Below are 21,232 nucleotides of genomic sequence, written 5' to 3' on the forward strand. Positions count from 1 at the left end.
GTCAGTCTTTTTGCAGTGCACGCAGCACCCGATCAAGTGCTTGCCCCTCTTTCGAGTATTTAGCAGGCCCATCCTTAACAAGGTTGTAATAGGCCCCTGCATCATAGATCTGCACTGGCAATTTCAGGTCACGTGCGGTCAATTGCCCGGTCGCCGCCAACACCGAATAGGCGGCAACATATAGGTTCGCACGGGCTGACACGCGGGTCGATTCCGCATCCAGCAGGGACTGTTCCGCATCTAACACGTCCAGCGTGGTACGCGCGCCGAGTGTGGCTTCCTCTCGGACCCCGCGGAAGGCGATACGCGCGGCGCGAATTTGCCGCTCGGAGGCCTCCAATTGTGCACGAGCCGAAGACAGCGCGGCATAGGCGTTGCCCACTTCCTGCTCTACGTTCCGGCGCACCACATGCAGGTTTGCCCGCTGCGCATCACGCTGGGCCATGGAACTGCGCACAGCCGAAGACAGCGCACCGCCCTGATAGATGGTCTGCCCCACTTCAACGCCGACACTGCCACTGCGGGTATAGGAATCGCTGTCGAACGTCTCATTCAAACCGTATTGGCCATTCAACGTGACACGCGGCGCCATCGCCGCTTCATTGGCTTCGACCCCAAGATCGGCGGCAGCCACCTGATGCTGAGCCGAGATGATCGACGGGTGCTGACGCACGGCCAGACCTTTGGCCGCCGCAAGGTTGCCCCCGACATCGGGCAGGCTTGGCGGCTGGCTAAGGTTACCGGGCTGGCGGCCAACAGCGTTGCGGTACTCTTCGACAGCACGTAGCAGATCCCCTTCGGCACCGGCCAGACCGCTGCGGGCATCGGCCAGTTGTGCTTCGGCCAAGGCCACGTCGGTACGGGTCACTTCGCCCACGTCAAAACGATCCCGCGCGGCGCGCAATTCTTGGGTCAACAGACGTAGGTTGTTGTTGCGCAGCTCCACTGTTTCCGAGGCCTCGATCACCCCCATATAGGCCGCTACCGCACGCAACAGCACTTGCTGCTCAAGGTTCACGAGCGTCTGGCGGGTGGCCAGCACAGTTTCCTTGGCGGCTTCAATGCGATAGGCACTGGCCCCGAAATCATAGATTAGCAGCTGACCGATCAGACTGATCGACGCCTTCAAGCTTTCCGTTGATTGTGCTGCCAGCAATGAAGAGGTGCGGGTGGTGCCAAAGCTCTGCGTGAGGCCGGCGGCCCACTGCAAAACCGGCTTGAGCGCTGATTTGGCAGTTGCAACATCTTCGTCGGCTGCGCGCAGCAGCGCCCGGTTCTGCTCAAGAAGCCCGGAATACTCATAGGCCCCGACCAAAGCATCGGCCAGCGTCTCGGCTGAGGCCGGACGCGGCAGCGCCACTGCACCCGCTAGGGCAAGGCTTACCGGCACCACAAGGGCAAAACGTTTAAGGGATTTTCGGATACTGATCGCACTCATGGCTCGATGCCCCTGATTGGCTTTATATAGACCTTCTTAGACCGACCCATTGGCCGACCGGGACAGGTGCCCCTACCTTGTAAACGGTGTTGCGGCACCCGATTCACTTCGAGAATCCGCCACCCCCGTTTACAGTTGAAATTCTGCCTGACGTTCAAAGCCACGCAGCACCGGTGCACCGGCGTTAAATTCGGGCCGCCAAGAGACTTGCCCGCCCCGTTTATAGCCCACGCGCACCTCGCCCAGACCACGCTCCATAAAGAGGCACGCGATGCGCCCGCCTTCTTTCACCTGTTCAAGCAGCGCCTTGGGCAGTTCCCCAACAGCGCCCTGCACGATCACCACGTCATAGGGTCCATGCTGCGGCGCCCCATCAGTCAACGGCGCGACATGAACAATCACGTTATCCGCACCAGCCTGCGCCAGCGCCTCCTGCGCCTCGGCGGCCATGGCTTCGTCTTCTTCAACGGCGACAACGGCTTCGGCCATATGGGCGATCACGGCGCTGGAATACCCCATGGCGCAGCCGATATCGAGCACCAGTTCGTTGTTGGTGATGTCGAGGTGATCGAGCATTTTGGCCAATGTCCGCGGGTCGAGCAGCACACGATCTTGGCCCAGATCAAGGTTTTCACCCAGATAAGCGGCCTCACGCTGCGCCGCCGGCACGAAGTCTTCGCGCTGCACGGTCAACATCGCGTCGATGATCGGGAACTTGGTCACATCCGAAGGACGAACCTGCGTATCTACCATGGTTACGCGGCGGGCGGCGAAATCACTCATCAGCTAAACTCATTCGTTCAGGGTGTCTGAAGAGTGATGTGCCACATTGCCGGGCCAGCGGCAACGCCCTGACCGCATTTTCACACGCATATGGGTCTTGCGGCCCTCTTCGTGATCCGATAGCAGTGCGCCAACCACGGAATGGCGAGTTGGCGGAGTGGTTACGCAGCGGATTGCAAATCCGTGTACACCGGTTCGATTCCGGTACTCGCCTCCAATACCCCCATAGAGAACGACGTTTGCGACCGAACGGTCGCGTGTCCGGACGGGTGGTGGCGGTTTTTCTCTATGCGTCCATACCGCACAGCCCCGCCGTCACCTAGGACACCGTCGAACCGGTCGCCGCAATCCGAACTGCCGCACAGACCGCCTTTAAATTCATTCTCAGAATAAAGCAGTCGTTGCCCGTTTCGCCCCATGGTTTCGCGATGATCTCAACGCAAAACCGCAGTTCTCAGTGTTGGTGCTGTTGACGCACGTAATCCATCACCGCACCTCGGACCGACATTTCGCCCCGTTCGCGCGCCGCATGGATTACCTCGCGCACATCATCAAGATTGCACCGTCGCAGCAGACTTTTGACGGGCCCGATCGAAGCAGGGCGCATTGAAAGCGTTTTGAGCCCGATGGCCGCGAAACACAGCGCTTCAACGGGGCGGCCCGCGTCCTCTCCGCAGAACGACAGCGCCGTATCGGTTTCGGCGCAGCGTTCCACGATACCTTCGAGGAACGTCAGGAACGAAACGTTCAGTGTGTCATAGCGCTTGCGCACCCGCTCATTTTCGCGGTCGGCGGCAAAGAAGAACTGTTTCAGATCGTTGCCCCCGATGGACAGAAACTCAACTTCTTCAAAGAACTTCTTCGGCGCGAAAGCGAGGCTGGGAGTCTCAAGCATGGCGCCGATTTCCAACTTTTCGGGTAGTTGATGGCCCAGAATACGTTCGCGCTCCATTGCCTTGTCAACCTCGGCGCGGGCGGCGCGGAATTCTTCGAATTGCGCAACGAAAGGGAACATCACCGCAAGGGGCCGCCCCGCAGCAGCGCGGATCAGAGCCTGCAGCTGCATCCGCATGACACCCGGCTTGTCCAAGCCCACACGAATCGCGCGCCAACCCAAAGCCGGGTTCGGCTCATCGTTTGGCTTCATATAGGGCAGCACCTTGTCCGATCCGATATCGAGCGTGCGAAACACCACCCGGCGGCCATGTGCAGCATCCAGCACGCGGGCATAAAGCGCGGCTAATTCGGTCCGGCGCGGCATCTGGTTGCGCACAAGGAACTGCAACTCGGTGCGGAACAGCCCAACCCCTTCAGCCCCCGACCCTTCGAGGGACGGCAGATCAGCCATCAAGCCCGCATTCATCTGCAGGCTGATGATCCGCCCGCATTTCGTTTCAGCAGGTTTGTCGCGGATCGAGGCATAGCGCTCCTGGGCCGCCGCCTGCATCGCGATTTTGTCACGAAAGGCCGTGGCCACGGTATCGTCGGGGCGCAGATGAACAACACCCTGTTCCCCATCCACCATGATATGGTCGCCATTCAGCGCGTCGTTGGTGATGCGGCTCGCGTGGACAATCAGCGGAATCGCCAACGCCCGCGCCACAATAGCCGCGTGCGACCCGACGGAGCCGCCCTCCAATACAATACCGCGCAGCGACCGCCCGTAATCCAGCAGCTCGGCCGGGCCGATGTTGCGCGCCACAAGGATCGGATCGACGGGCATCTCTGCGCCCGTGTCACTGCCCTGCCCCGTCAGATGACGCAGCAAACGGTTCGACAGATCGTCCAGATCCGATAACCGCTCCCGCAGATAAGCGTCATTGACCTGCCCCAATCGGGCGCGGGCCATGGATTGTTCTTTCTCGACCGCAGCCTCGGCGCTCAGCCCGCTTTGAATATCCTCCACCATGCGCCGCATCCAGCCTTTGGAATTGGCGAACATGCGGTAGGCTTCGAGCACCTGTTGCTGCTCTTTGTCGGCGGTAAGGCTTAACAATTGGTCAACGCTGACGCGCAATTGCTCGACCGCCTCGGTCAGACGCTCAGTCTCGCGTTCCGGGTCATCGGCGATGGGGTTGGAAACCACGACGCGTGGCTCATGCAGCCAGACATGGCCCTCGGCCACGCCCTCCTGCCCCACGGTGCCGCGCAGCAGCACCGGCTGGCTGTGCCGCGCCGACATCGCTGCCCCCTCGCCGACAAAGGCACCAAGCTCGGCCATTTCGGCCAGCACCATGGCCACGACCTCAAGCGCGTAAACCTCATCCGCCGAAAATTCCCGCGCCTGTTTGGACTGCACGACCAGCACGCCCAGCGTCTCGCCCAACCGCTGGATCGGCACGCCGAGGAACGAAGAATAAATCTCCTCCCCCGTCTCTGGCATGAAACGGAAACCGGCAGCCTGCGGCGCATCGGGCGTGTTGATCACCGTGCGGCGCTTAGCCACGCGCCCCACCAGACCTTCGCCCAATTTCATACGGGTTTCATGCACCGCCGCCTCGTTCAGACCTTCGGTCGCACAAAGCTCAAGCGTGTCTTCATCACGGAACAGATAGATCGAGCAAACTTCGCAGCCCATCGAGTTGGCGATTAACTGGGTGATCTTATCCAGCCGCGCTTGGCCCGCCACATCACTGGCCATCGCATCGCGCAGCCGCCCCAGCAGCTTGCGGCTCTCTGTCTCAACCCGTTCGGCCATATGATCTGGTCCCTGTCCCTCTGGATCAGGGTTTAGCGCACTCGCGCAAGGATAGAAATGCCATTCGCGCCATACCCTGCATTGGGAACCAGCATATCGGCGAGATGCTGCAGTTTTACGCAAAACCTTTCTTTGCGTAAAACTTCTGTCATCGCAGTCGCTTAGGCCGCTTTATCCAATTCGAAAGCGTCATGAAGTGCCTGGACGGCCAGCTCCATATACTTGCGGTCAATCAACACGCTGATCTTGATCTCAGAGGTGGTGATCACCTTGATGTTGATCCCCTCATCCGAGAGCACCTTGAACATCTTGGCGGCCACGCCGGTGTGGCTGCGCATGCCGATGCCGACCACGGAAACCTTGGCCACACCCTTATCGGCGATCAACTCTTGGTAGTTGATGATGCCCTCTTCATGGGCCTTTTCCATGGCCTTTTCGGCGCGGATCACCTGATCGACGGGGCAGGACCACGTCATATCAGTGCGGCCTTCTTCGGCGATGTTTTGGACGATCATGTCGACGTTCACGCCACCTTCGCTGAGCGCGGTAAAGATCGTCGCCGCGATGCCGGGGCGGTCTGCCACGGACACCAAAGTCATCTTTGCCTCATCACGGGAAAACGCGACCCCGGCCACCACATTGCTTTCCATGATTTCCTCCTCATCGCAGACGAGCGTCCCGGCATCGTCAGATTGTTCTTCGAAACTGCTCAGCACCCGCAGTTTAACCTTGTAGCGCATCGCCAGTTCGACCGACCGGGTCTGCAAAACCTTCGCCCCGAGAGAGGCCAGTTCCAGCATCTCTTCAAAGGAGATCTTGTCAAGTTTGCGGGCCTTGGATTCGACCCGTGGGTCGGTGGTGTAAACACCGTCCACATCGGTGTAGATATCGCAGCGCTCCGCATCGAAAGCGGCGGCAAAGGCCACGGCGGTCGTGTCTGACCCGCCCCGGCCCAACGTGGTGATCCGGCCCTGCGGGCTGATCCCTTGAAAGCCTGCGACCACGGCCACCTTCATGCCTTCGCCGAACTTGGCGTTGATGTTGTCGGTGGGGATCTCTTCGATCCGCGCGGCGGAATGGGCATCGGTGGTGCGCACCGGCACCTGCCAGCCTTGCCAAGACCGCGCGGGCACGTCCATTTCCTGCAAAGTCAGCGCCATCAGGCCCGCGGTGACATTCTCCCCGCTCGACACGATGGCGTCATATTCGCGCGCATCATAGAGCGGCGAGGTCTCATTAACAAAGCCCACCAGCTTATTCGTCTCGCCCGACATGGCCGAAACGATGACGATCACGTCATAGCCTTTGGCAACCTCGACGCCGACGCGCTTTGCCGCGCGGCGGATACGGTCCAAAGTGGCGACCGAAGTCCCACCGAATTTCATAACCAGAACAGGCATATTGTCCCCCGCGCAACAGTCCAGCGCGGTCTAAGCCCACGGCACGGCAAGGGCAAGCCTATTTAACATGAGGTTATGTTCTGCCGCTTAGAACGGATGCGCCCGGCCATCCCATGTCTCAAACGCGCCGGTCTGAGCAAGGTCTAGCGCGGCAATCCGTTGCACGAGGCCTTGCGCAGACTCCGCGACGCTGATCTCGCCCTGATCGCCGCCCATATCCGTGCGCACCCAGCCGGGATGGTAGATGCCCACCGCGATGCCCTTAGGTCTGAGGTCGACCGCCAGATTGCGCCCCAGATTGATCGCCGCCGCCTTGGAGGCACGGTAGATATAGCTGCCGCCCGGTGCCCGCGTCGAAGACCCCATCTGCGAAGCAATGATCGCGATTTTCGCGCCCGAAGCACAACGCAGGTTCGGCAGGAGCGATTGCACCGTGAGAAAAACCCCGGTCACATTGGTCGCGAAACTCTGCGCCCAGAGATCGGCACCGAAGCCGGTTTCCAGATCATCACCCTTATCAAGGTAGACGCCAGCATTGCAGATCAGCAGGTCCAGAGGACGATCTTTCAGCTGGTTAGCAAAGGCGGCGTGGCTTGCCGGGTCAGTCACATCTAGCACGGCCTCCGCCTTTGCGCCGCGCGCGGTGCCGATCACCTCTTCGCCCGCATCTTTATACTGTGCAGCCAGCGCCGCGCCTATGCCCCGGCTTGCGCCGGTGATAACGATGGTCATGGGCGATCCTTTACAAAGAATGGGCCTTTACAGGAATGAGATTTCAGGAAAGTTGGCGTTTGGGTTTGAACGGCAGCGGCATTAGGGGCACGCCTTCCTCAACCAAGGCCCGCGCCTGATCCAGCCGCGCCTCGCCATAGATCGCACGCTCAGGAATGCGCCCTGCGTGCATGTCACGCGCTTCGCGAACAAAGTTCTTGCCGACGTAATCCGATGTGGATTCTACCTTTTTACGCAGCGCGGTCAGGGCTTTTTCAACATCGCTCGGAGGGTTGGACAAGACGGGTACGGATTTTTCAGCCGCTTTGGGGGCCTCGGCCGCGCTATCGCTCGACGTCACGCGCGGGGCCATCAGCGATTTTCTCACCTCGCCCGATCCGCAGACGGCACAGCTTAGATGACCGGCGCGGGCGAGGCTGTCAAAGGCTGCCGCCGATTGGAACCAACTGTCGAAACCATGCCCGGCCTCACATTTTAACGCATAACGGATCATTCGCCCGGTCCTTAAACTCTATGCATTAGATGGGCCGCGGCGCGAGAGAGGTCAAGACAGATGGGATCGGCCCATGCATAACATCTCCGCGTGGTTATCGCGTTAGGCCGCCGCTGCGCGGGTCGAAATCACGGATTAACCGCGCCAGATCGGGCGCTTCGACCAGGCGGGCGGCCTTTCGGCGAGAACACCACATCCGTTTGCGCTGCCCCTTTTCGGGGAAATGCTTGGCCAGCGCTTTGACCTTCACTGGATAGAGCATGGCTAAACAGGGTAATGTCCCGTCCGCTGCGACCTTCGCATAGCTATAAACGCCCAAACATTGGCCCCGCGCTTGGCCCACTACGCCGCCTTCTTCCCACGCCTCTACCAAGGCCGAGGCCGCGGGGGTTTTCCCCTCCATCGGCCAGCCTTTGGGGATGATCCAGCGTTTGCTGCCGCGCGATGTAATCAACAGAACCTGCAACTTGCCACGTTTGCGCCGCCAGCAAAGTGCGGCAAACTGTATGCGCAGATCGTCTTTCTGTCCGCCGTTCAAGGATATCGGTGCCTGTGTCGTCATCCGTCGCGGCCGCGTCCTGTGGTTATTGGCTTCTCTTTACACTAACGTGGCGATCCCAGTCTGACCATATGCACTTGCCCCCCCTCAATGCATCAAAGATACTACCAGAATGATAAGATTTTGCGCCCTTCTGACCGTGTTCTGCAGCCTTGCCCTGCCCCTTCGGGCCGAGGCACCGCTGACGGTCTTTGCCGCCGCCAGCCTGCGTGGCGCGTTGGAGGAGATCGCGGCGGCGTTTCCCGCGCCCTTGATCTTGGCCTATGGCGGGTCGGGCACGATGGCACGACAGGTCGCAGCCGGTGCGCCTGCGGATGTCGTTCTGCTGGCGAATAGCGACTGGATGGATTGGTTGGCGGATCAGGGGATCACTGCCGCTGAGGAGGCGCAGATCATCGCCCGCAACCACTTGGTTTTGATTGCTCCCGCCGGCACCGCCCCCCTATCCCAATCTGCCGACCTGCCCGCCCGGCTTGGCCCCACGGGCCGGCTGACCATGGGCCAGCGCGACGCGGTGCCCGCAGGCAGCTATGCCCGCGACTGGCTGACGCATGATGGGATGTGGGAGGGGTTGCAAAGCCAATTGGCCGAAACGGACAATGTCCGCGCCGCGCTGGCCTTGGTCGCGCGCGGCGATACGCCCTTTGGTGTGGTCTATGCCAGCGACGCCCATGCCGAGGATGACGTGCAGATCGTCTATGAGGTGCCCGCCGACACCCATGCCCCCATCACCTATCCCGCCGCCGCCCTGACGCCGGAAGGCATCGCGCTGGTCGATTTCCTGATCACACAAAAGGCGCAGACGATCCTTGAGGATCATGGTTTCCTTCGGGCCGATCATGGATCTTGACGCCGCCGCTTGGGCTGCGCTGGTGCTGTCGCTGCGGGTGGCCAGCGTGGCGATGCTCTGCTCTCTGCCGCTGGCGCTTTGGGTCGCGTGGATTCTTGCCCGCAAGGAGTTTCGCGGCAAGGGTTTGCTGAGTGCGCTGGTCCATCTGCCACTGGTGCTGCCGCCAGTGGTGACGGGCTATCTGCTGCTGCTCAGCTTTGGCCGCAACGCCCCTTTGGGCCGCCTGTTAGAGAGCCTCGGCATTGGTCTTGCCTTTCACTGGACGGGCGCGGTGCTGGCCGCGCTGATCATGGGCTTCCCGCTGATGGTCCGCGCCATGCGCCTGGCGATCGAAGCCGTCGACCCCCGGATCGAGGACGCCGCCGCCACCCTCGGCGCGCCGCGCCTGAGCGTATTTCGCCGCGTCACCCTGCCGCTGATCTTTCCCGGCATCCTCGCCGGAGCGGTAATGGGCTTTGCCAAAGCGATGGGTGAATTCGGCGCCACGATCACCTTCGTCGCCAATATCCCCGGCCAGACCCAGACCCTGCCGAGCGCGATCTGGACGGCCTTGCAGGTGCCGGGCGGTGAGAACCGTGCCCTGGTCATGGCCGCGCTGGCCGGGCTGGTGGCGCTGGCCGCCGTGCTGCTGTCCGAAGCCTTGGCGCGGCGTGTCGCGAAACGCATTTCGGGGGCGCGCTGATGCTGGAGGTCACGCTGCGCCATCGGTTCGACGGCTTCGATCTGGACCTGTCATTCACCACCGAAGGGGGCATCACCGCGCTTTTTGGCCGCTCCGGCGCGGGCAAGACGACGGTGATCAATGCGCTTGCCGGATTGCTGCGCCCCGATGTCGGGCGCGTGGTGCTGGACGGCGAGGTGCTCTTGGATACGCAGCGCGGCATCTGGGTGCCGCCACATCGCCGCAGGCTGGGCTATGTCTTTCAGGATGCGCGGCTTTTTCCGCATCTTGATGTGCGCCGGAACCTGACCTTCGGCGCGCGCTATGCCCCGCGTGGCAGCCAAGGGGCGGGTTTTGAGGATACCGTCGCGCTTCTGGGGCTAGAACCCCTGCTCGACCGCGCCCCGGCGACCCTGTCGGGCGGAGAAAAACAGCGTGTTGCCCTTGGTCGCGCCCTGCTTTGCCATCCGCGCCTGCTGCTGATGGACGAACCATTGGCAAGCCTTGATGGCCCGCGCAAGCAAGAGATCCTGCCCTATCTCGAACGCCTGCGCGACGGGGGATTGGGCCTGCCGATCCTCTACGTCAGCCATGCGGTGGACGAAATCGCCCGCCTCGCAGATCGCTTGGTGCTGTTGCAAAACGGACGGTTGAAGGCCCAAGGTGCGCTGTTCGACGTGATGGCCGACCCGGCAGCCGTGCCGCTGCTCGGCGTGCGCGAAGCGGGCGCGGTGTTGGAGGCCGATGTAATCGCCCATGCGGAGGATGGGCTTTCGACCCTCGCCGTGCGGGCGGGGCAGCTGGAACTGCCGGGGGTGCAAGCGCCAGTTGGCACGCGGGTGCGGCTGCGGGTCTTGGCGCAGGATGTGATCTTGTCGCGCCAGCGGCCCGAGGGGCTGTCTTCGGTCAACATTCTGCCCGTGCGGGTGGATGCGGTGCACCCCGGTGACGGGCCGGGCGCCGCCATTGCGCTGGACGCGGGCGGTGACCGCCTGCTCGCCCGCGTTACGGCGCGGGCAGTGCGCGATCTTGATCTGCGCGAGGGGATGGGGTGCTACGCCATCATCAAGGCCACCACCGTAGCGCCGGGCAGTATCGGGCGCTGATCAGATCTTGGGCGGCGTCCGACCCATTTTCTGTCGCAGTCGGGCGACCAGTTCCTCTTGCGGGATATCCGCCTCTATCGCCAGTTTGCGCAGGCCGAAATGCACATGGGCCATGTCTTGGTAATAGCTGGTATAGGCATAGTTCGTCGCCGCCCCAGCCACTGCGCCCAGCACCGGCACCGCCTGCGCGGCGAGCTTTTGCCCCAGCACCAGTGCCAGCCGAGGCGCAACGCGGGCGATCACCGCGTTCATCGCGCGGCCCGTCAGCGCCATGCGCACGGTGAGAAACCCCAGATCGGCGCTATCGTCATCCGCCAGTGGCCCGGCGGCGGTAAAGACATGCACGCAGTCGAACTGCACATTCTCAGCCGCCGGATCGAACCCATGTTCCGCCGCCACCCCTTGGATGACCCGCAAAAGCAGCGTTGTGGTCACGGGCAGCTCTGCCAGCGCCGTGGGCAGCCCCCCGGCCCCGCCAGCGGCCCCCATGGCGGTTGAGACCGCTTGGTTCAGCCAGCCCTGTTGGTCCTTCACATAGCTGCGGCTGGAATGGGCGGCCTGCATGGCATGGCCGAGCGCCTTCATCGTCGCCCCTTCGAGGTTGCGGCGCACCGCCCCCGGCAAACGGTCGATCAACCCATCCGCGCTGCCGCCGATGAGGTTGAGCACATGGATGCCAACGCCCCCGGCCTGCTTGTAGCGGCGGGCGATCTCATCCAGTCGTGCATCGACGTCGATGGTACTGGGCAGGTTGCTTTCGATCTGCATGGGCGTCCCTCTTTGAGCTTAGGCTCAATGTGGGTCGGGTCTGGGGTAAAATCAATCGTGCCAGCGGCGAACCTTGCCGGTGACCCCGGCCCAAGCCCCCTCGGCCAAGGCGCGGCCCAAGATGCGCGCGGGGTTCGTGGGCGGGGGCATCTCGACATCTTGCAGCAGGGTAAAGCCGAAGCGGTTGTAGTAAGGCGCATCGCCCACCAGCATCACACGTTCCCACCCCAGCGGGGCCGCCTGCGCCAGTGAGGTCTCAATCAAGCCCGCGCCCAGTCCTTCTCCCTGCCGTGTGGGGTGGACGGCAACGGGGCCCAGCAACAGCGCCGGCGTCGCGTCAATGCGCACCGGCCAATAGCGGATCGCGCCCGCCAAAATGCCTGCACTGTCGCGCGCTACATGGCTCAGCCCCGCCACCGGCGGCACGCCGTCGCGCAGCCGGTAAGACGACAGCGCCTCGCGCCCCGGCGCAAAACAGGTGTCATAGAGCGATTCGACCTCCCAATGGTCGGCGGGCACCTCCGGGGTCATCTTGTAGGGCGTCTGATGCAAGGCCGGAGGCTTTCAGGAGCAATTGCGGGTGGCGCTGGACGTAGCATGAGGCTAGCCATGGGTGCAAACCATCAAGGAGTGTTCATGTTCTATCGTCCCGAAGACGGCCATGGTCTGCCGCATAACCCATTCAACGCCATCGTCAGCCCCCGCCCCATCGGCTGGATCTCCAGCCGTGACGGTCAGGGCCGCGACAACCTCGCGCCCTATTCTTTCTTTAACGCTGTGGCCTATGTGCCGCCGCAGGTGATGTTCGCCTCGACCAGCGCCAAGGATGATGTGGACGGCACCAAGGATTCGGTCGCCAACATCCGCGAAACCGGGGTGTTTTGCGTGAACGTGGTGGAATATGCGGCGCGCGATGTGATGAACGTGACCTCGGCCACCCTGCCCCATGGCGAGGACGAATTCGCCCGCGCCGGGATCGACAAGGCCCAATGCGAACAGATCGCCTGCGCGCGGGTCGCCAATGCGCCAGCCAGCCTCGAATGCAAGCTGACGCAGATCGTGCAACTGCCGGGAGAGGCGAACTTCGCGGTCTTCGGAGAGGTCGTGGGCGTGCATATGCGCGACGATTGTGTGGTGGACGGACGGTTTGACGTGACGCAGTTCCAGCCGCTCTCGCGGCTGGGGTATCGCGATTACACGGTGGTGCGGGATGTGTTTGAGTTGAAGCGGCCGGATGATTGAATGACGAGGGGTATCGCCTGCCCGCGGGTCGGCGATGCGACGCTAGGGTCGGGCCACTTTATGGCTCAGCCGTGATGTGTGTTCTCAATGTCGCGCACAGCCCCTCTCAATCGCCTACCCGGTGGGGCGGGTAGGCGATGGCCCGGCGCCTGCGGCTTGATTCCGTGCCGGTGGTAACCTCGAACAAAAAAACAAAACCCGGCACCTTCTGGCGCCGGGCTTTCAACTTAGTGTCCGCCCAGAACCCCGGTGCGCACGTCGTAATCCACGGCCAATTCATAATCGGGGTCGTCATCGCTATCGACCATCAAATGCCCCGCTTTGTTCAGCAGACGGTGGCAGTCGCGGCTCAGGTGGCGCAGCTGCAGACGTTTGCCCGCCGCCTCGTATTTCGCGGCCATCGCCTCGATCGCCTGTAGCGCGGATTGATCCACCACCCGGCTGTCAGCGAAATCGACGATCACCACCTCGGGGTCGTTCTCCACGTCGAAGAGCTCAACGAAGCCGTCTGAGGAGCCGAAGAACAGCGGCCCGTGGACTTCATAGACCTTGGCGCCCTTCTCGGTCACCGACTCGCGCGTGGTCGCGTGGATGCGGCGGGCGTTGTTCCACGCATAGGCCAGCGCCGAGACGATCACGCCCACGACCACCGCCACGGCGAGGTCTTCCATCACGGTGACTACCGTCACCAGGATGATGACGAAAGCGTCCATCAACGGCACCTTGCGCAGGATGGTGAGCGAGTTCCATGCAAAGGTGCCGATCACCACCATGAACATCACGCCAACGAGGGCGGCAAGCGGGATAAGTTCAATGACCGAAGAGCCGATGAGGATGAAGAGCAGCAAGAATACCGCCGCCGCGATTCCGGCAACGCGGGTGCGGCCACCGGATTTCACGTTAATCATCGACTGACCGATCATCGCACAGCCGCCCATGCCACCGAAAAAACCGGTAACCGTATTGGCCACACCTTGGGCGATACACTCTTGGCTGGCACCGCCGCGCTTGCCGGTAAGATCGCCCACAAGGTTCAGTGTCAACAAGCTTTCGATCAGGCCAATGGCGGCGAGGATGACGGCGTAAGGCAGGATGATCTCAAAGGTCTCCCACGTCAGCGGCACCATGGGGATGTGCAAGCTCGGCAATCCGCCTTGGATCGAAGCCAGATCACCCACCCGCGGCACGTCGAGGCCGAAACCAATCACCAAAGCGGCGATGATCCCGATGCCCGCAAGCGGCGCGGGGATCAGTTTGGTTATGCGCGGGGTGATCCAGATGATCGCCATGGTCGCCGCCACCAGAGCCAGCATGAGATAGAGCGGCTGGCCCGAAAGCCATTCGCCACCGCCCATGCCGTGGCCCGTGTCGACCATGGTGCCGGGCACTTTAAACTGGCTCATCTGGGCCAAGAAAATTACAATCGCCAGACCGTTGACGAAGCCCAGCATCACCGGATGCGGCACCAGCCGGATGAACTTGCCCCACTGCATGACCCCTGCGAAGATCTGCAACAGGCCCATCAGAACGACAGTAGCAAAGAGGTATTCAACCCCGTGCTGTGCGACCAAAGCCACCATGACAACCGCCAGCGCGCCCGTCGCGCCCGAAATCATGCCGGGCCGCCCGCCGATCAAGGCGGTGATGAGACCGACAAGGAAGGCGGCGTAAAGACCAACCAAAGGATGCACCCCAGCAACGAAAGCAAAGGCCACCGCTTCGGGCACCAGCGCCAATGCAACCGTCAGCCCCGACAGCAGTTCGATGCGCAACCGCCCGATAGAAAAACCATCGTCCGGCATCCAACGCAGATCGGTCACATCAAGGTTCTTGGTAAAATTGTGCAGCGTGGCGCGCATAGGGGCGTCCTTTGACTTTCGGAAAACGGATATAGCGCCCTGACCGCGGATGCGGGGCGCTTTTGGCTGCACCTAGAGTAGTTTTACCACGATGAAAAGCATCTTGGCGACGATCAAACTAAGGCTGCTGCAATGCAGAAACACATCTATGCAAGGACCAGCTCTCGATGAGCTCTGGCAATTCCTGACTAAGACGTGTCTTCCACGGTGGCAAAAACACTTGAACCCCACTGAAATCTGTGAGGTTCTTTAAGCTTCACTGGCAAACATCCGAGGCACAGGCTCCCCCATGACAGACACAAAAATCGCCGTGATCGGCGGCTCAGGCATCTATGACATCGACGGTCTGAAGGATGCCGATTGGGTCACGGTAGAAACCCCATGGGGGGCGCCGTCGGATCAGGTACTGACCGGGACTCTGGATGGGGTGGCCATGGTCTTTCTGCCGCGCCATGGGCGTGGGCATGTGCATACGCCAACCTCCGTGCCCTACCGCGCCAATATCGACGCGCTCAAACGGCTGGGCTGTACCGATGTGATCAGCGTGTCAGCCTGCGGATCGTTCCGCGAGGAAATGGCACCGGGCGATTTTGTCATCGTCGATCAATTCATCGACCGGACCATGGCCCGCGAGAAGAGCTTTTTCGGCCCCGGATGCGTCGCGCATGTGAGTGTGGCCCACCCCACCTGCCCGCGCCTGAGCGACGCTTGCGAGACTGCCGCACGGGAGGCGGGCATCAACGTGCACCGTGGCGGCACCTATCTGGCAATGGAGGGGCCGCAGTTCTCGACATTGGCGGAATCGAAAATGTACCGCGAAAGCTGGGGCGCGGATGTGATCGGCATGACCAATATGCCCGAGGCGAAATTGGCCCGCGAAGCAGAGCTTTGCTATGCCTCTGTCGCAATGATCACCGACTATGACAGCTGGCATCCGGATCACGGTGAGGTGGATGTAACGCAGATCATCGCCACCTTGATAGGCAATGCCGACAAGGGCCGGGCCATGGTCTCGCGACTGCCCGCGCTTTTGGGTGCCGAGCGTGCGCCCTGCCCGCATGGCTGTGACCGGGCGCTGGAATTTGCGATCCTGACCCAGCCGGATGCGCGGGATCCGGAATTGCTGGCCAAGCTGGATGCGGTGGCGGGGCGGATGCTTTGACCGCGGGCGGCGGCGTTTGGAGCAGAGTGCGGACGGTATTTAAGAAAGGATGAAGGGAGGGGGTTTGGCGCCCCTTTTCGGATGTTGTGCGGCGGGCGCAGATGGGGGGTTCGCCCGGGCGGCGCGTTGCGCTAAGACGGGTCCGGTCAAACACGCGGAAGGGCGGCATGAAACAGGTTCAGGACTATATTCGCACGATCGTAGATTTCCCCCATGAGGGGATCATGTTTCGTGACGTGACAACGCTTTTTGCCGATCCGCGCGGGTTTCGCATGGCGATCGACCAGATGCTGCACCCCTATGCGGGGATCAATATCGACAAGGTGGTGGGGCTCGAAGCGCGTGGCTTTATTCTGGGCGGGGCGATTGCGCATCAGTTGAGCGTGGGTTTCGTGCCGATCCGCAAGAAGGGCAAGCTGCCCGGCACGGTGATCAGTCAGGAATATAAGCTTGAATATGGCGAGGCCATTGTCGAGTTGCATGACGATGCGATCAAGCCGGGTGAGAAGGTTTTGGTTGTGGATGATCTCTTGGCCACCGGCGGCACCGCGGAGGCCGGGATCAAACTGATCGAGCGTTTGGGCGGCGAGATCGTTTCCTGCGCCTTTATCATCGACCTGCCCGAATTGGGCGGGCGCAAGCGGTTGGAAGCGCTTGGCAAAGAGGTCCATGCGCTCTGCGCTTTTGACGGGCTTTAAGCCCTTAGGACGGCGCCGGGGTTCATGATGCCTTCGGGGTCCAGCGCCGTTTTGATGGCGTGCATGGCGGTAAGTTTGGCGGGGTCGCCATAGCGTTCGAGGTCGTCGACCTTGATGCGGCCCACGCCATGTTCCGCGCTGAATGAACCGCCCAATTCATGTACGAGATCGTGGACCAGACGCTTCACGTCGTCGCGCTGGCCTTCGTAATCGGCGCGGCTTTTGCCCTTTGCGGGGAAGACGTTGTAGTGCAGGTTGCCGTCCCCGACATGGCCAAAACAGTTGATGCGGAAGTCGCCGAGGGCGTCCAGCGCCTCCGTGGCGCGGGTGATGAATTCGGGAATCGCGCCAAGAGGCACTGAGATGTCGTGGCTGGATACCGACCCGATCAGGCGGTTGGCCTCGGGAATGGTTTCGCGGATGGTCCAGAAGTCTTGGGCCTGCTGGGCGTTCTGCGCGATGAGACCGTCTGAAACGAGGCCCGCGTCGAGGGCTGCGGCGAAGAGCGCCTCTAGCGCGGCGCCGGTGTCGATCTCACCGGGGGTGCCGATATCGAGCAAGACGCACCATTCGGGCGTTTCGGCGAAGGGTTGGCGGATGTTGGGCAAAGTTTCGTTAAGGAAATCGAATCCTCTGCGGTGCATCAATTCGAAAGCGCTGATCATTTCGCCCAAGTGGTCGCGCGCGAGGGAGAGGAGCGCCAATGCGGCGGCCGGGCTCTCGACCACCATGAACGCGGTGCCACTGCGGACCGGGCGCGCGAAGAGCTTGAGGGCCGCGGCGGTGATCACGCCGAGCGTGCCTTCGGCGCCGATCAGCAGGTTGCGCAGATCGTAGCCGGTGTTGTTTTTGCGCAGGCGGGTCAGGCCGTGCCAGATTTGGCCGTCGGGCAGGACGGCTTCGAGGCCGAGGCAGAGGTCGCGGGCATTGCCGTAGCGCAGTACGTCAGTGCCGCCTGCGTTGGTCGAGAGCGTGCCACCGATCCGCGCGGTGCCCTCGGCGGCGAGGGACAGGGGGTAGAGGCGGTTTACCTCTTCGGCGGCGGCTTGGACATCGGCGAGGATCGTGCCCGCTTCGGCGACGAGTACGTTCTCTTCGGGCAGCACGGCGCGGATGCGGTTCATGCGCTCAAGGGAGAGGATCAGCGGTGCCGGGCCATCGCTACTGATCTGCCCGCCAACAAGCCCGGTGCCGCCGCCATAAGGCACGACCGGCACGCGGGCGGCATGGGCGGCGCGGATCAGGGTGGCGACCTCTTCCGTATTGCGCGGCAAGGCCAAGACGCCACCCTGCCCTGCATAACGGCCGCGGGGTTCTTCAAGGTAGCGCTGCGCGGGTTCGCGCAGCACGTCGTCGGGCAGTCGCGCGCGCAGGGTGTCGGTGAAGGCGGTGTCGGCTGGGTTCAGTGTCATGGCCCTTTGATCCTGCGCGGGGCGCGCGGATGCAAGAGCAAAGCGCCGGAACGGCTGGGAGAATGCGGGGCGTGAGGCGGGGCAATAATGCCCCGGCGATGCTTGTATCAGCAGCGAAGCGCTCCGCGCTGAGGCTTAGCCTACGTCCGTGCGCCCGCGCCGATCCTTGCGCAGGGAGGCGTAGAGCACATGGGTTCGCCAGCGGCCATCGATTTGCAAATAGCTCTGCGCGACGCCTTCGTATTTAAAGCCCGCCTTTTCTAGCAGGCCGCGGGAGGCTTGGTTTTCCGGCAGGCAGGCGGCTTCGATGCGCGACAGGTCAAACCGCGTGAAGGCCTGATGCACCGTCGCTTCGATCGCCTCGCGCATGTAGCCTTGGCGCGCAAAGGGCTCGCCCGTCCAATAGCCTAACGTGCCGGATTGCGCGGGGCCACGGCGGATATTGTCGAGGGTGATCGCACCGACGAGGTTTTGATCGCTGCGGCGGATCAAGAAGAGCGGCATGGCGTTGCCCGAAGACACCGAGCGCTGCGCCCAGTAGACGCGGTTGGTGAAAGCCTTGCGGGTGAGGTGATCCTCGGCCCATGTCGGCTCCCACGGGCGCAGGTAGTCGTTGCTGGCGCGGCGCAGGGCGGACCAGGCGCGGAAATCGGCATGGATCGGCGGACGCAGGGTCAGCCGTTCCGTTTCGATACGCAGTTTGCGTCGCCCCAGCAGCATCAGGCGGCGCGTCTGTTGTGAAGCTCGTCGAGCGTTGGTGCGCTGTCGACCGGGCCGTAGAGGGCCAATGCCGCCGGCGCTTGGGTCGCCATGCGCTCGGCGAAATCGCGCACATCGCCTGTGGTGACGGCGTCGATCTGGGCCACGGTCTCTTCGAGGGGCGGAACGCGGTCCCAGATTTGGATCAGACGGGCCAGACGTTCGGCGCGGTTGGAGGGGCTTTCCAGCCCCATAAGCAGCCCGGCCTTCATCTGCGCGCGGGCGCGGGCGACTTCGGCGGGGGACATGTCAGAGGCCGCGCGCTTCATCTCGTCAATGGTGATGTTTGCCAGTTCGGGCAATTGCTCGGCACTAGTGCCGGCGTAAATCGTGGTCATCCCGGTATCGGCATAGGCGCCTGCTTGGGCAAAGATCGTGTAGCAGAGGCCGCGGTTTTCGCGGATCTCTTGAAACAGGCGCGAAGACATGCCGCCGCCCATGGCAGAGGCGTAGATTTGGGCGATGTAGATGTCATCCGAGCGGTAGCCGGGGCTTTCAAAGCCAAGGGCGAAATGGGCCTGTTCAAGCTGTTTGACCTGTCGGAACTCGCCGCCGCCGAAACGGGCGCTGTCGATCTGGTAGAGCTTTTTCGAGGGCATGTCGCCAAAGAGGCTTTCGGCCAGTTTTACGATCTTGTCGTGGTCCACGGCACCGGCAGCCGAGAGGATCATTTGCTCGGGGCCGTAGTGGTCCGCGATGAAGCGTTGCAGATCGTCGCGCGAGAAGGCCGAGACACGTTCGGACGGACCGAGGATGGTGCGCCCGATGGGTTGATCTGGATAGGCCTGCTCTTGCAGCCAGTCGAAAATCACATCGTCGGGCGTGTCGAGCGCTTGGCCGATCTCTTGCAGGATCACGCCGCGTTCGACCTCAACTTCGGAGGGGTCCAGCACCGGGTTGCGCAGGATGTCGGCGATCACGTCAAGGCCAAGCGCCACGTCGTTTTCCAGCACGCGGGCGTAATAGGCGGTGACTTCGCGTGACGTATAGGCGTTGATATAGCCGCCGACGTCTTCGATCGCTTCGGCGATTTGCAGCGATGAGCGGGTCGCGGTGCCTTTGAACGCCATATGTTCGAGGAAATGCGCGATGCCGTTTTGTTGGGGCGTTTCGTGCCGTGCGCCTGCGTTGACCCAGACGCCGATGGCGGAGGAGGCGAGCCCCTCCATATGTTCGGTGACGATGCGAAAGCCGTTGGGCAATGTGGTCTGTTGAAGGCTCACGCGGGGAGGTTTCCTTTGATATGCGCTTTCAGCGCGTCGAGGTCATTGGGCAGCCGGGTGAAACGTTCTTCCCGGTCGAAAAGGTCCGCCATGCGGGGCGGCAGCGGGGGGCGAATGCCGGTGGCGGCTTCGACCGCGTCGGGAAATTTGGCCGGATGGGCGGTGGCCAGCGTGACCATCGGGGTGGCCGGATCGCGCAGCTCATCCGCGACTTTCACGCCGACGGCAGAATGTGGGCAGAGCAGCTCACCCGTGGTGGTGCGGCGGTCGGTAATGGTGGCACTGGTTTCCTCTTCTGAGGCGCGGCCCGAGCGGTAGATGTCTTGCAGCGCCTGCATGGCGCCTTGGGAGACATCGAAACCGCCCTGCCCCAATTCATCCATCAGTTGGGCTACTGCCCCGGCGTCGCGGTCGTATGCGTCGAAGAGGGCGCGCTCGAAATTGGACGAGACTTGGATGTCCATCGAGGGGCTGATCGAGGGGGTCACGCCGCCTTTGTGGTAGCCTTGGCCTGAGAGGCAGCGGTGCAAGATGTCGTTCTGGTTGGTGGCGACCACCAGATCGGCGATGGGCAGCCCCATGCGTTTGGCGATGTAGCCCGCGAAGATGTCACCGAAGTTGCCGGTGGGCACGGTGAAGCTGATCTCACGCAGGGGCGCGCCGAGGCTAGTGGCGGCGGTGAAGTAATAGACCACCTGCGCCAGCACCCGGCCCCAGTTGATCGAGTTCACACCCGCCAGCCGCACGGAATCGCGGAAGTCAAAATCGTTGAACATGTCCTTGAGGCGCGCTTGGCAATCGTCAAAATCGCCGTCGATGGCCAGCGCGTGCACGTTGGTTTCCGCAGGCGTGGTCATCTGGCGGCGCTGCACGTCAGAAACCCGACCATGCGGGTAGAGGATGAAGACGTCGACGTTATCCAAGCCTTTGAAGGCTTCGATCGCGGCGGAGCCGGTGTCACCCGAGGTGGCGCCGACGATGGTGACGCGTTCGCCCTTGCGGCCCAGTGCGGCTTGGAACATCTGGCCGATGAGTTGCATGGCGAAGTCTTTGAACGCCAGCGTGGGGCCGTGGAACAGTTCCAGCAGGAAGTGGTTCGGCGCAAGCTGCACCATCGGCGCGCGGGCGGTGTGGCCGAAGCCTTCGTAGGCGCGGGCGATAATGGTGCGGAATTCGTCGTCAGTGAAAGTGTCACCGATGAATGGGCGCATGACGGTAAAGGCGACCTCTTCGTAGCTTTGGCCCTGCATGGCGGTGATCTGGTCCGCGCTGAGTGTCGGGATCGTTTCTGGCACATAGAGGCCGCCGTCACGGGCAAGGCCGGTCAGCATCGCCTCTTCGAAGGACAGAAAGGGGGCGGAGCCACGGGTAGAGATATAGCGCATAGGG

General features: G+C 62.3%; 20 protein-coding genes and 1 tRNA gene. 7 read left to right on the forward strand and 14 right to left on the reverse strand.

Going from position 1 to position 21,232, the window contains the following annotated elements; genetic code table 11:
* Window position 1: 1 nt before the first annotated feature.
* The gene (locus tag BM229_RS06860) at window positions 2-1,438 is read right to left on the reverse strand and encodes a TolC family outer membrane protein (protein WP_093926865.1); all 1,437 of its coding nucleotides are present in this window, start codon (window positions 1,436-1,438) and stop codon (window positions 2-4) included.
* A gap of 129 nt (window positions 1,439-1,567) precedes the next feature.
* Window positions 1,568-2,221 (reverse strand): protein-L-isoaspartate O-methyltransferase family protein, encoded by a 654-nt coding sequence (locus tag BM229_RS06865; protein ID WP_093926866.1) that lies wholly within the window; start codon window positions 2,219-2,221, stop codon window positions 1,568-1,570.
* Between the two features lie 143 nt (window positions 2,222-2,364).
* Here BM229_RS06865 and BM229_RS06870 point away from each other — a divergent pair.
* Window positions 2,365-2,438 (forward strand) — tRNA-Cys (locus BM229_RS06870).
* Window positions 2,439-2,675: 237 nt separating this feature from the next.
* Here the strand turns inward: BM229_RS06870 and ptsP are convergent.
* The 5 genes from ptsP to BM229_RS06895 all read right to left on the reverse strand — a co-directional run bounded on the left by ptsP (window position 2,676) and on the right by BM229_RS06895 (window position 8,106).
* Window positions 2,676-4,919, reverse strand: coding sequence for a phosphoenolpyruvate--protein phosphotransferase (gene ptsP / locus BM229_RS06875; protein WP_093926867.1), 2,244 nt, complete (start codon window positions 4,917-4,919; stop codon window positions 2,676-2,678).
* A 161-nt stretch (window positions 4,920-5,080) separates the two neighbouring features.
* Window positions 5,081-6,319 (reverse strand): aspartate kinase, encoded by a 1,239-nt coding sequence (locus BM229_RS06880; RefSeq protein ID WP_093926868.1) that lies wholly within the window; start codon window positions 6,317-6,319, stop codon window positions 5,081-5,083.
* 87 nt (window positions 6,320-6,406) lie between these two features.
* On the reverse strand, window positions 6,407-7,051 hold the full coding sequence (locus BM229_RS06885; RefSeq protein WP_093926869.1) for an SDR family oxidoreductase: 645 nt from the start codon (window positions 7,049-7,051) through the stop codon (window positions 6,407-6,409).
* A gap of 43 nt (window positions 7,052-7,094) precedes the next feature.
* Window positions 7,095-7,544, reverse strand: coding sequence for a DUF1178 family protein (locus BM229_RS06890; protein WP_093926870.1), 450 nt, complete (start codon window positions 7,542-7,544; stop codon window positions 7,095-7,097).
* Window positions 7,545-7,638: 94 nt separating this feature from the next.
* On the reverse strand, window positions 7,639-8,106 hold the full coding sequence (locus tag BM229_RS06895) for an NUDIX hydrolase (protein WP_093926871.1): 468 nt from the start codon (window positions 8,104-8,106) through the stop codon (window positions 7,639-7,641).
* Between the two features lie 109 nt (window positions 8,107-8,215).
* Between BM229_RS06895 and modA the strand changes: the two genes are divergently transcribed.
* From modA to modC, 3 genes are read left to right on the forward strand one after another with little or no spacing between them, the layout of a single operon-like run.
* Window positions 8,216-8,953, forward strand: coding sequence for a molybdate ABC transporter substrate-binding protein (gene modA / locus BM229_RS06900; RefSeq protein WP_093926872.1), 738 nt, complete (start codon window positions 8,216-8,218; stop codon window positions 8,951-8,953).
* On the forward strand, window positions 8,943-9,635 hold the full coding sequence (modB, locus tag BM229_RS06905; RefSeq protein ID WP_093927251.1) for a molybdate ABC transporter permease subunit: 693 nt from the start codon (window positions 8,943-8,945) through the stop codon (window positions 9,633-9,635). The genes modA and modB overlap by 11 nt, the downstream gene beginning before the upstream one ends.
* On the forward strand, window positions 9,635-10,720 hold the full coding sequence (gene modC, locus BM229_RS06910) for a molybdenum ABC transporter ATP-binding protein (RefSeq protein ID WP_420855242.1): 1,086 nt from the start codon (window positions 9,635-9,637) through the stop codon (window positions 10,718-10,720). Before modB ends, modC begins: the two co-directional genes overlap by 1 nt.
* On the opposite strand, the gene BM229_RS06915 is transcribed toward modC, so the two are convergent.
* Window positions 10,721-11,488 (reverse strand): EcsC family protein, encoded by a 768-nt coding sequence (locus tag BM229_RS06915; protein WP_093926874.1) that lies wholly within the window; start codon window positions 11,486-11,488, stop codon window positions 10,721-10,723. It abuts the gene before it with no gap.
* A 51-nt stretch (window positions 11,489-11,539) separates the two neighbouring features.
* Entirely contained in the window at window positions 11,540-12,019 is a 480-nt protein-coding gene (locus tag BM229_RS06920; RefSeq protein WP_093927252.1) for a GNAT family N-acetyltransferase, read from the reverse strand.
* Between the two features lie 105 nt (window positions 12,020-12,124).
* On the opposite strand from BM229_RS06920, the gene BM229_RS06925 reads away from it, so the two are divergent.
* The gene (locus BM229_RS06925; protein ID WP_093926875.1) at window positions 12,125-12,730 is read left to right on the forward strand and encodes a flavin reductase family protein; all 606 of its coding nucleotides are present in this window, start codon (window positions 12,125-12,127) and stop codon (window positions 12,728-12,730) included.
* 227 nt (window positions 12,731-12,957) lie between these two features.
* Here BM229_RS06925 and BM229_RS06930 read toward each other — a convergent pair whose 3' ends face one another.
* A complete protein-coding gene (locus tag BM229_RS06930) occupies window positions 12,958-14,589 on the reverse strand; it encodes a SulP family inorganic anion transporter (protein ID WP_093926876.1) in 1,632 nt (543 codons plus the stop codon).
* Window positions 14,590-14,878: 289 nt separating this feature from the next.
* Here BM229_RS06930 and BM229_RS06935 point away from each other — a divergent pair, with 289 nt between their 5' ends.
* On the forward strand, window positions 14,879-15,751 hold the full coding sequence (locus BM229_RS06935; protein WP_093926877.1) for an S-methyl-5'-thioadenosine phosphorylase: 873 nt from the start codon (window positions 14,879-14,881) through the stop codon (window positions 15,749-15,751).
* Between the two features lie 167 nt (window positions 15,752-15,918).
* Window positions 15,919-16,449 carry an adenine phosphoribosyltransferase gene (locus tag BM229_RS06940; protein WP_067939895.1) on the forward strand — a complete coding sequence of 177 codons (531 nt, stop codon included), beginning with the start codon at window positions 15,919-15,921 and terminating at the stop codon, window positions 16,447-16,449.
* Here the strand turns inward: BM229_RS06940 and BM229_RS06945 are convergent.
* The 4 genes from BM229_RS06945 to thrC all read right to left on the reverse strand — a co-directional run bounded on the left by BM229_RS06945 (window position 16,446) and on the right by thrC (window position 21,228).
* On the reverse strand, window positions 16,446-17,861 hold the full coding sequence (locus tag BM229_RS06945) for an FAD-binding oxidoreductase (protein WP_093926878.1): 1,416 nt from the start codon (window positions 17,859-17,861) through the stop codon (window positions 16,446-16,448). The two genes, BM229_RS06940 and BM229_RS06945, sit on opposite strands and share 4 nt — an antisense overlap.
* A 135-nt stretch (window positions 17,862-17,996) precedes the next feature.
* Window positions 17,997-18,581 carry a GNAT family N-acetyltransferase gene (locus BM229_RS06950; protein WP_093926879.1) on the reverse strand — a complete coding sequence of 195 codons (585 nt, stop codon included), beginning with the start codon at window positions 18,579-18,581 and terminating at the stop codon, window positions 17,997-17,999.
* The gene (locus BM229_RS06955; RefSeq protein ID WP_093926880.1) at window positions 18,581-19,843 is read right to left on the reverse strand and encodes a M16 family metallopeptidase; all 1,263 of its coding nucleotides are present in this window, start codon (window positions 19,841-19,843) and stop codon (window positions 18,581-18,583) included. The genes BM229_RS06950 and BM229_RS06955 overlap by 1 nt, the downstream gene beginning before the upstream one ends.
* Window positions 19,840-21,228: a threonine synthase gene (thrC, locus tag BM229_RS06960; protein WP_093926881.1), complete on the reverse strand. Its 1,389-nt coding sequence runs from the start codon at window positions 21,226-21,228 to the stop codon at window positions 19,840-19,842. The genes BM229_RS06955 and thrC overlap by 4 nt, the downstream gene beginning before the upstream one ends.
* Window positions 21,229-21,232: the final 4 nt, after the last annotated feature.

It is taken from the genome of Sulfitobacter dubius, assembly GCF_900113435.1.
Classification (GTDB): domain Bacteria; phylum Pseudomonadota; class Alphaproteobacteria; order Rhodobacterales; family Rhodobacteraceae; genus Sulfitobacter; species Sulfitobacter dubius.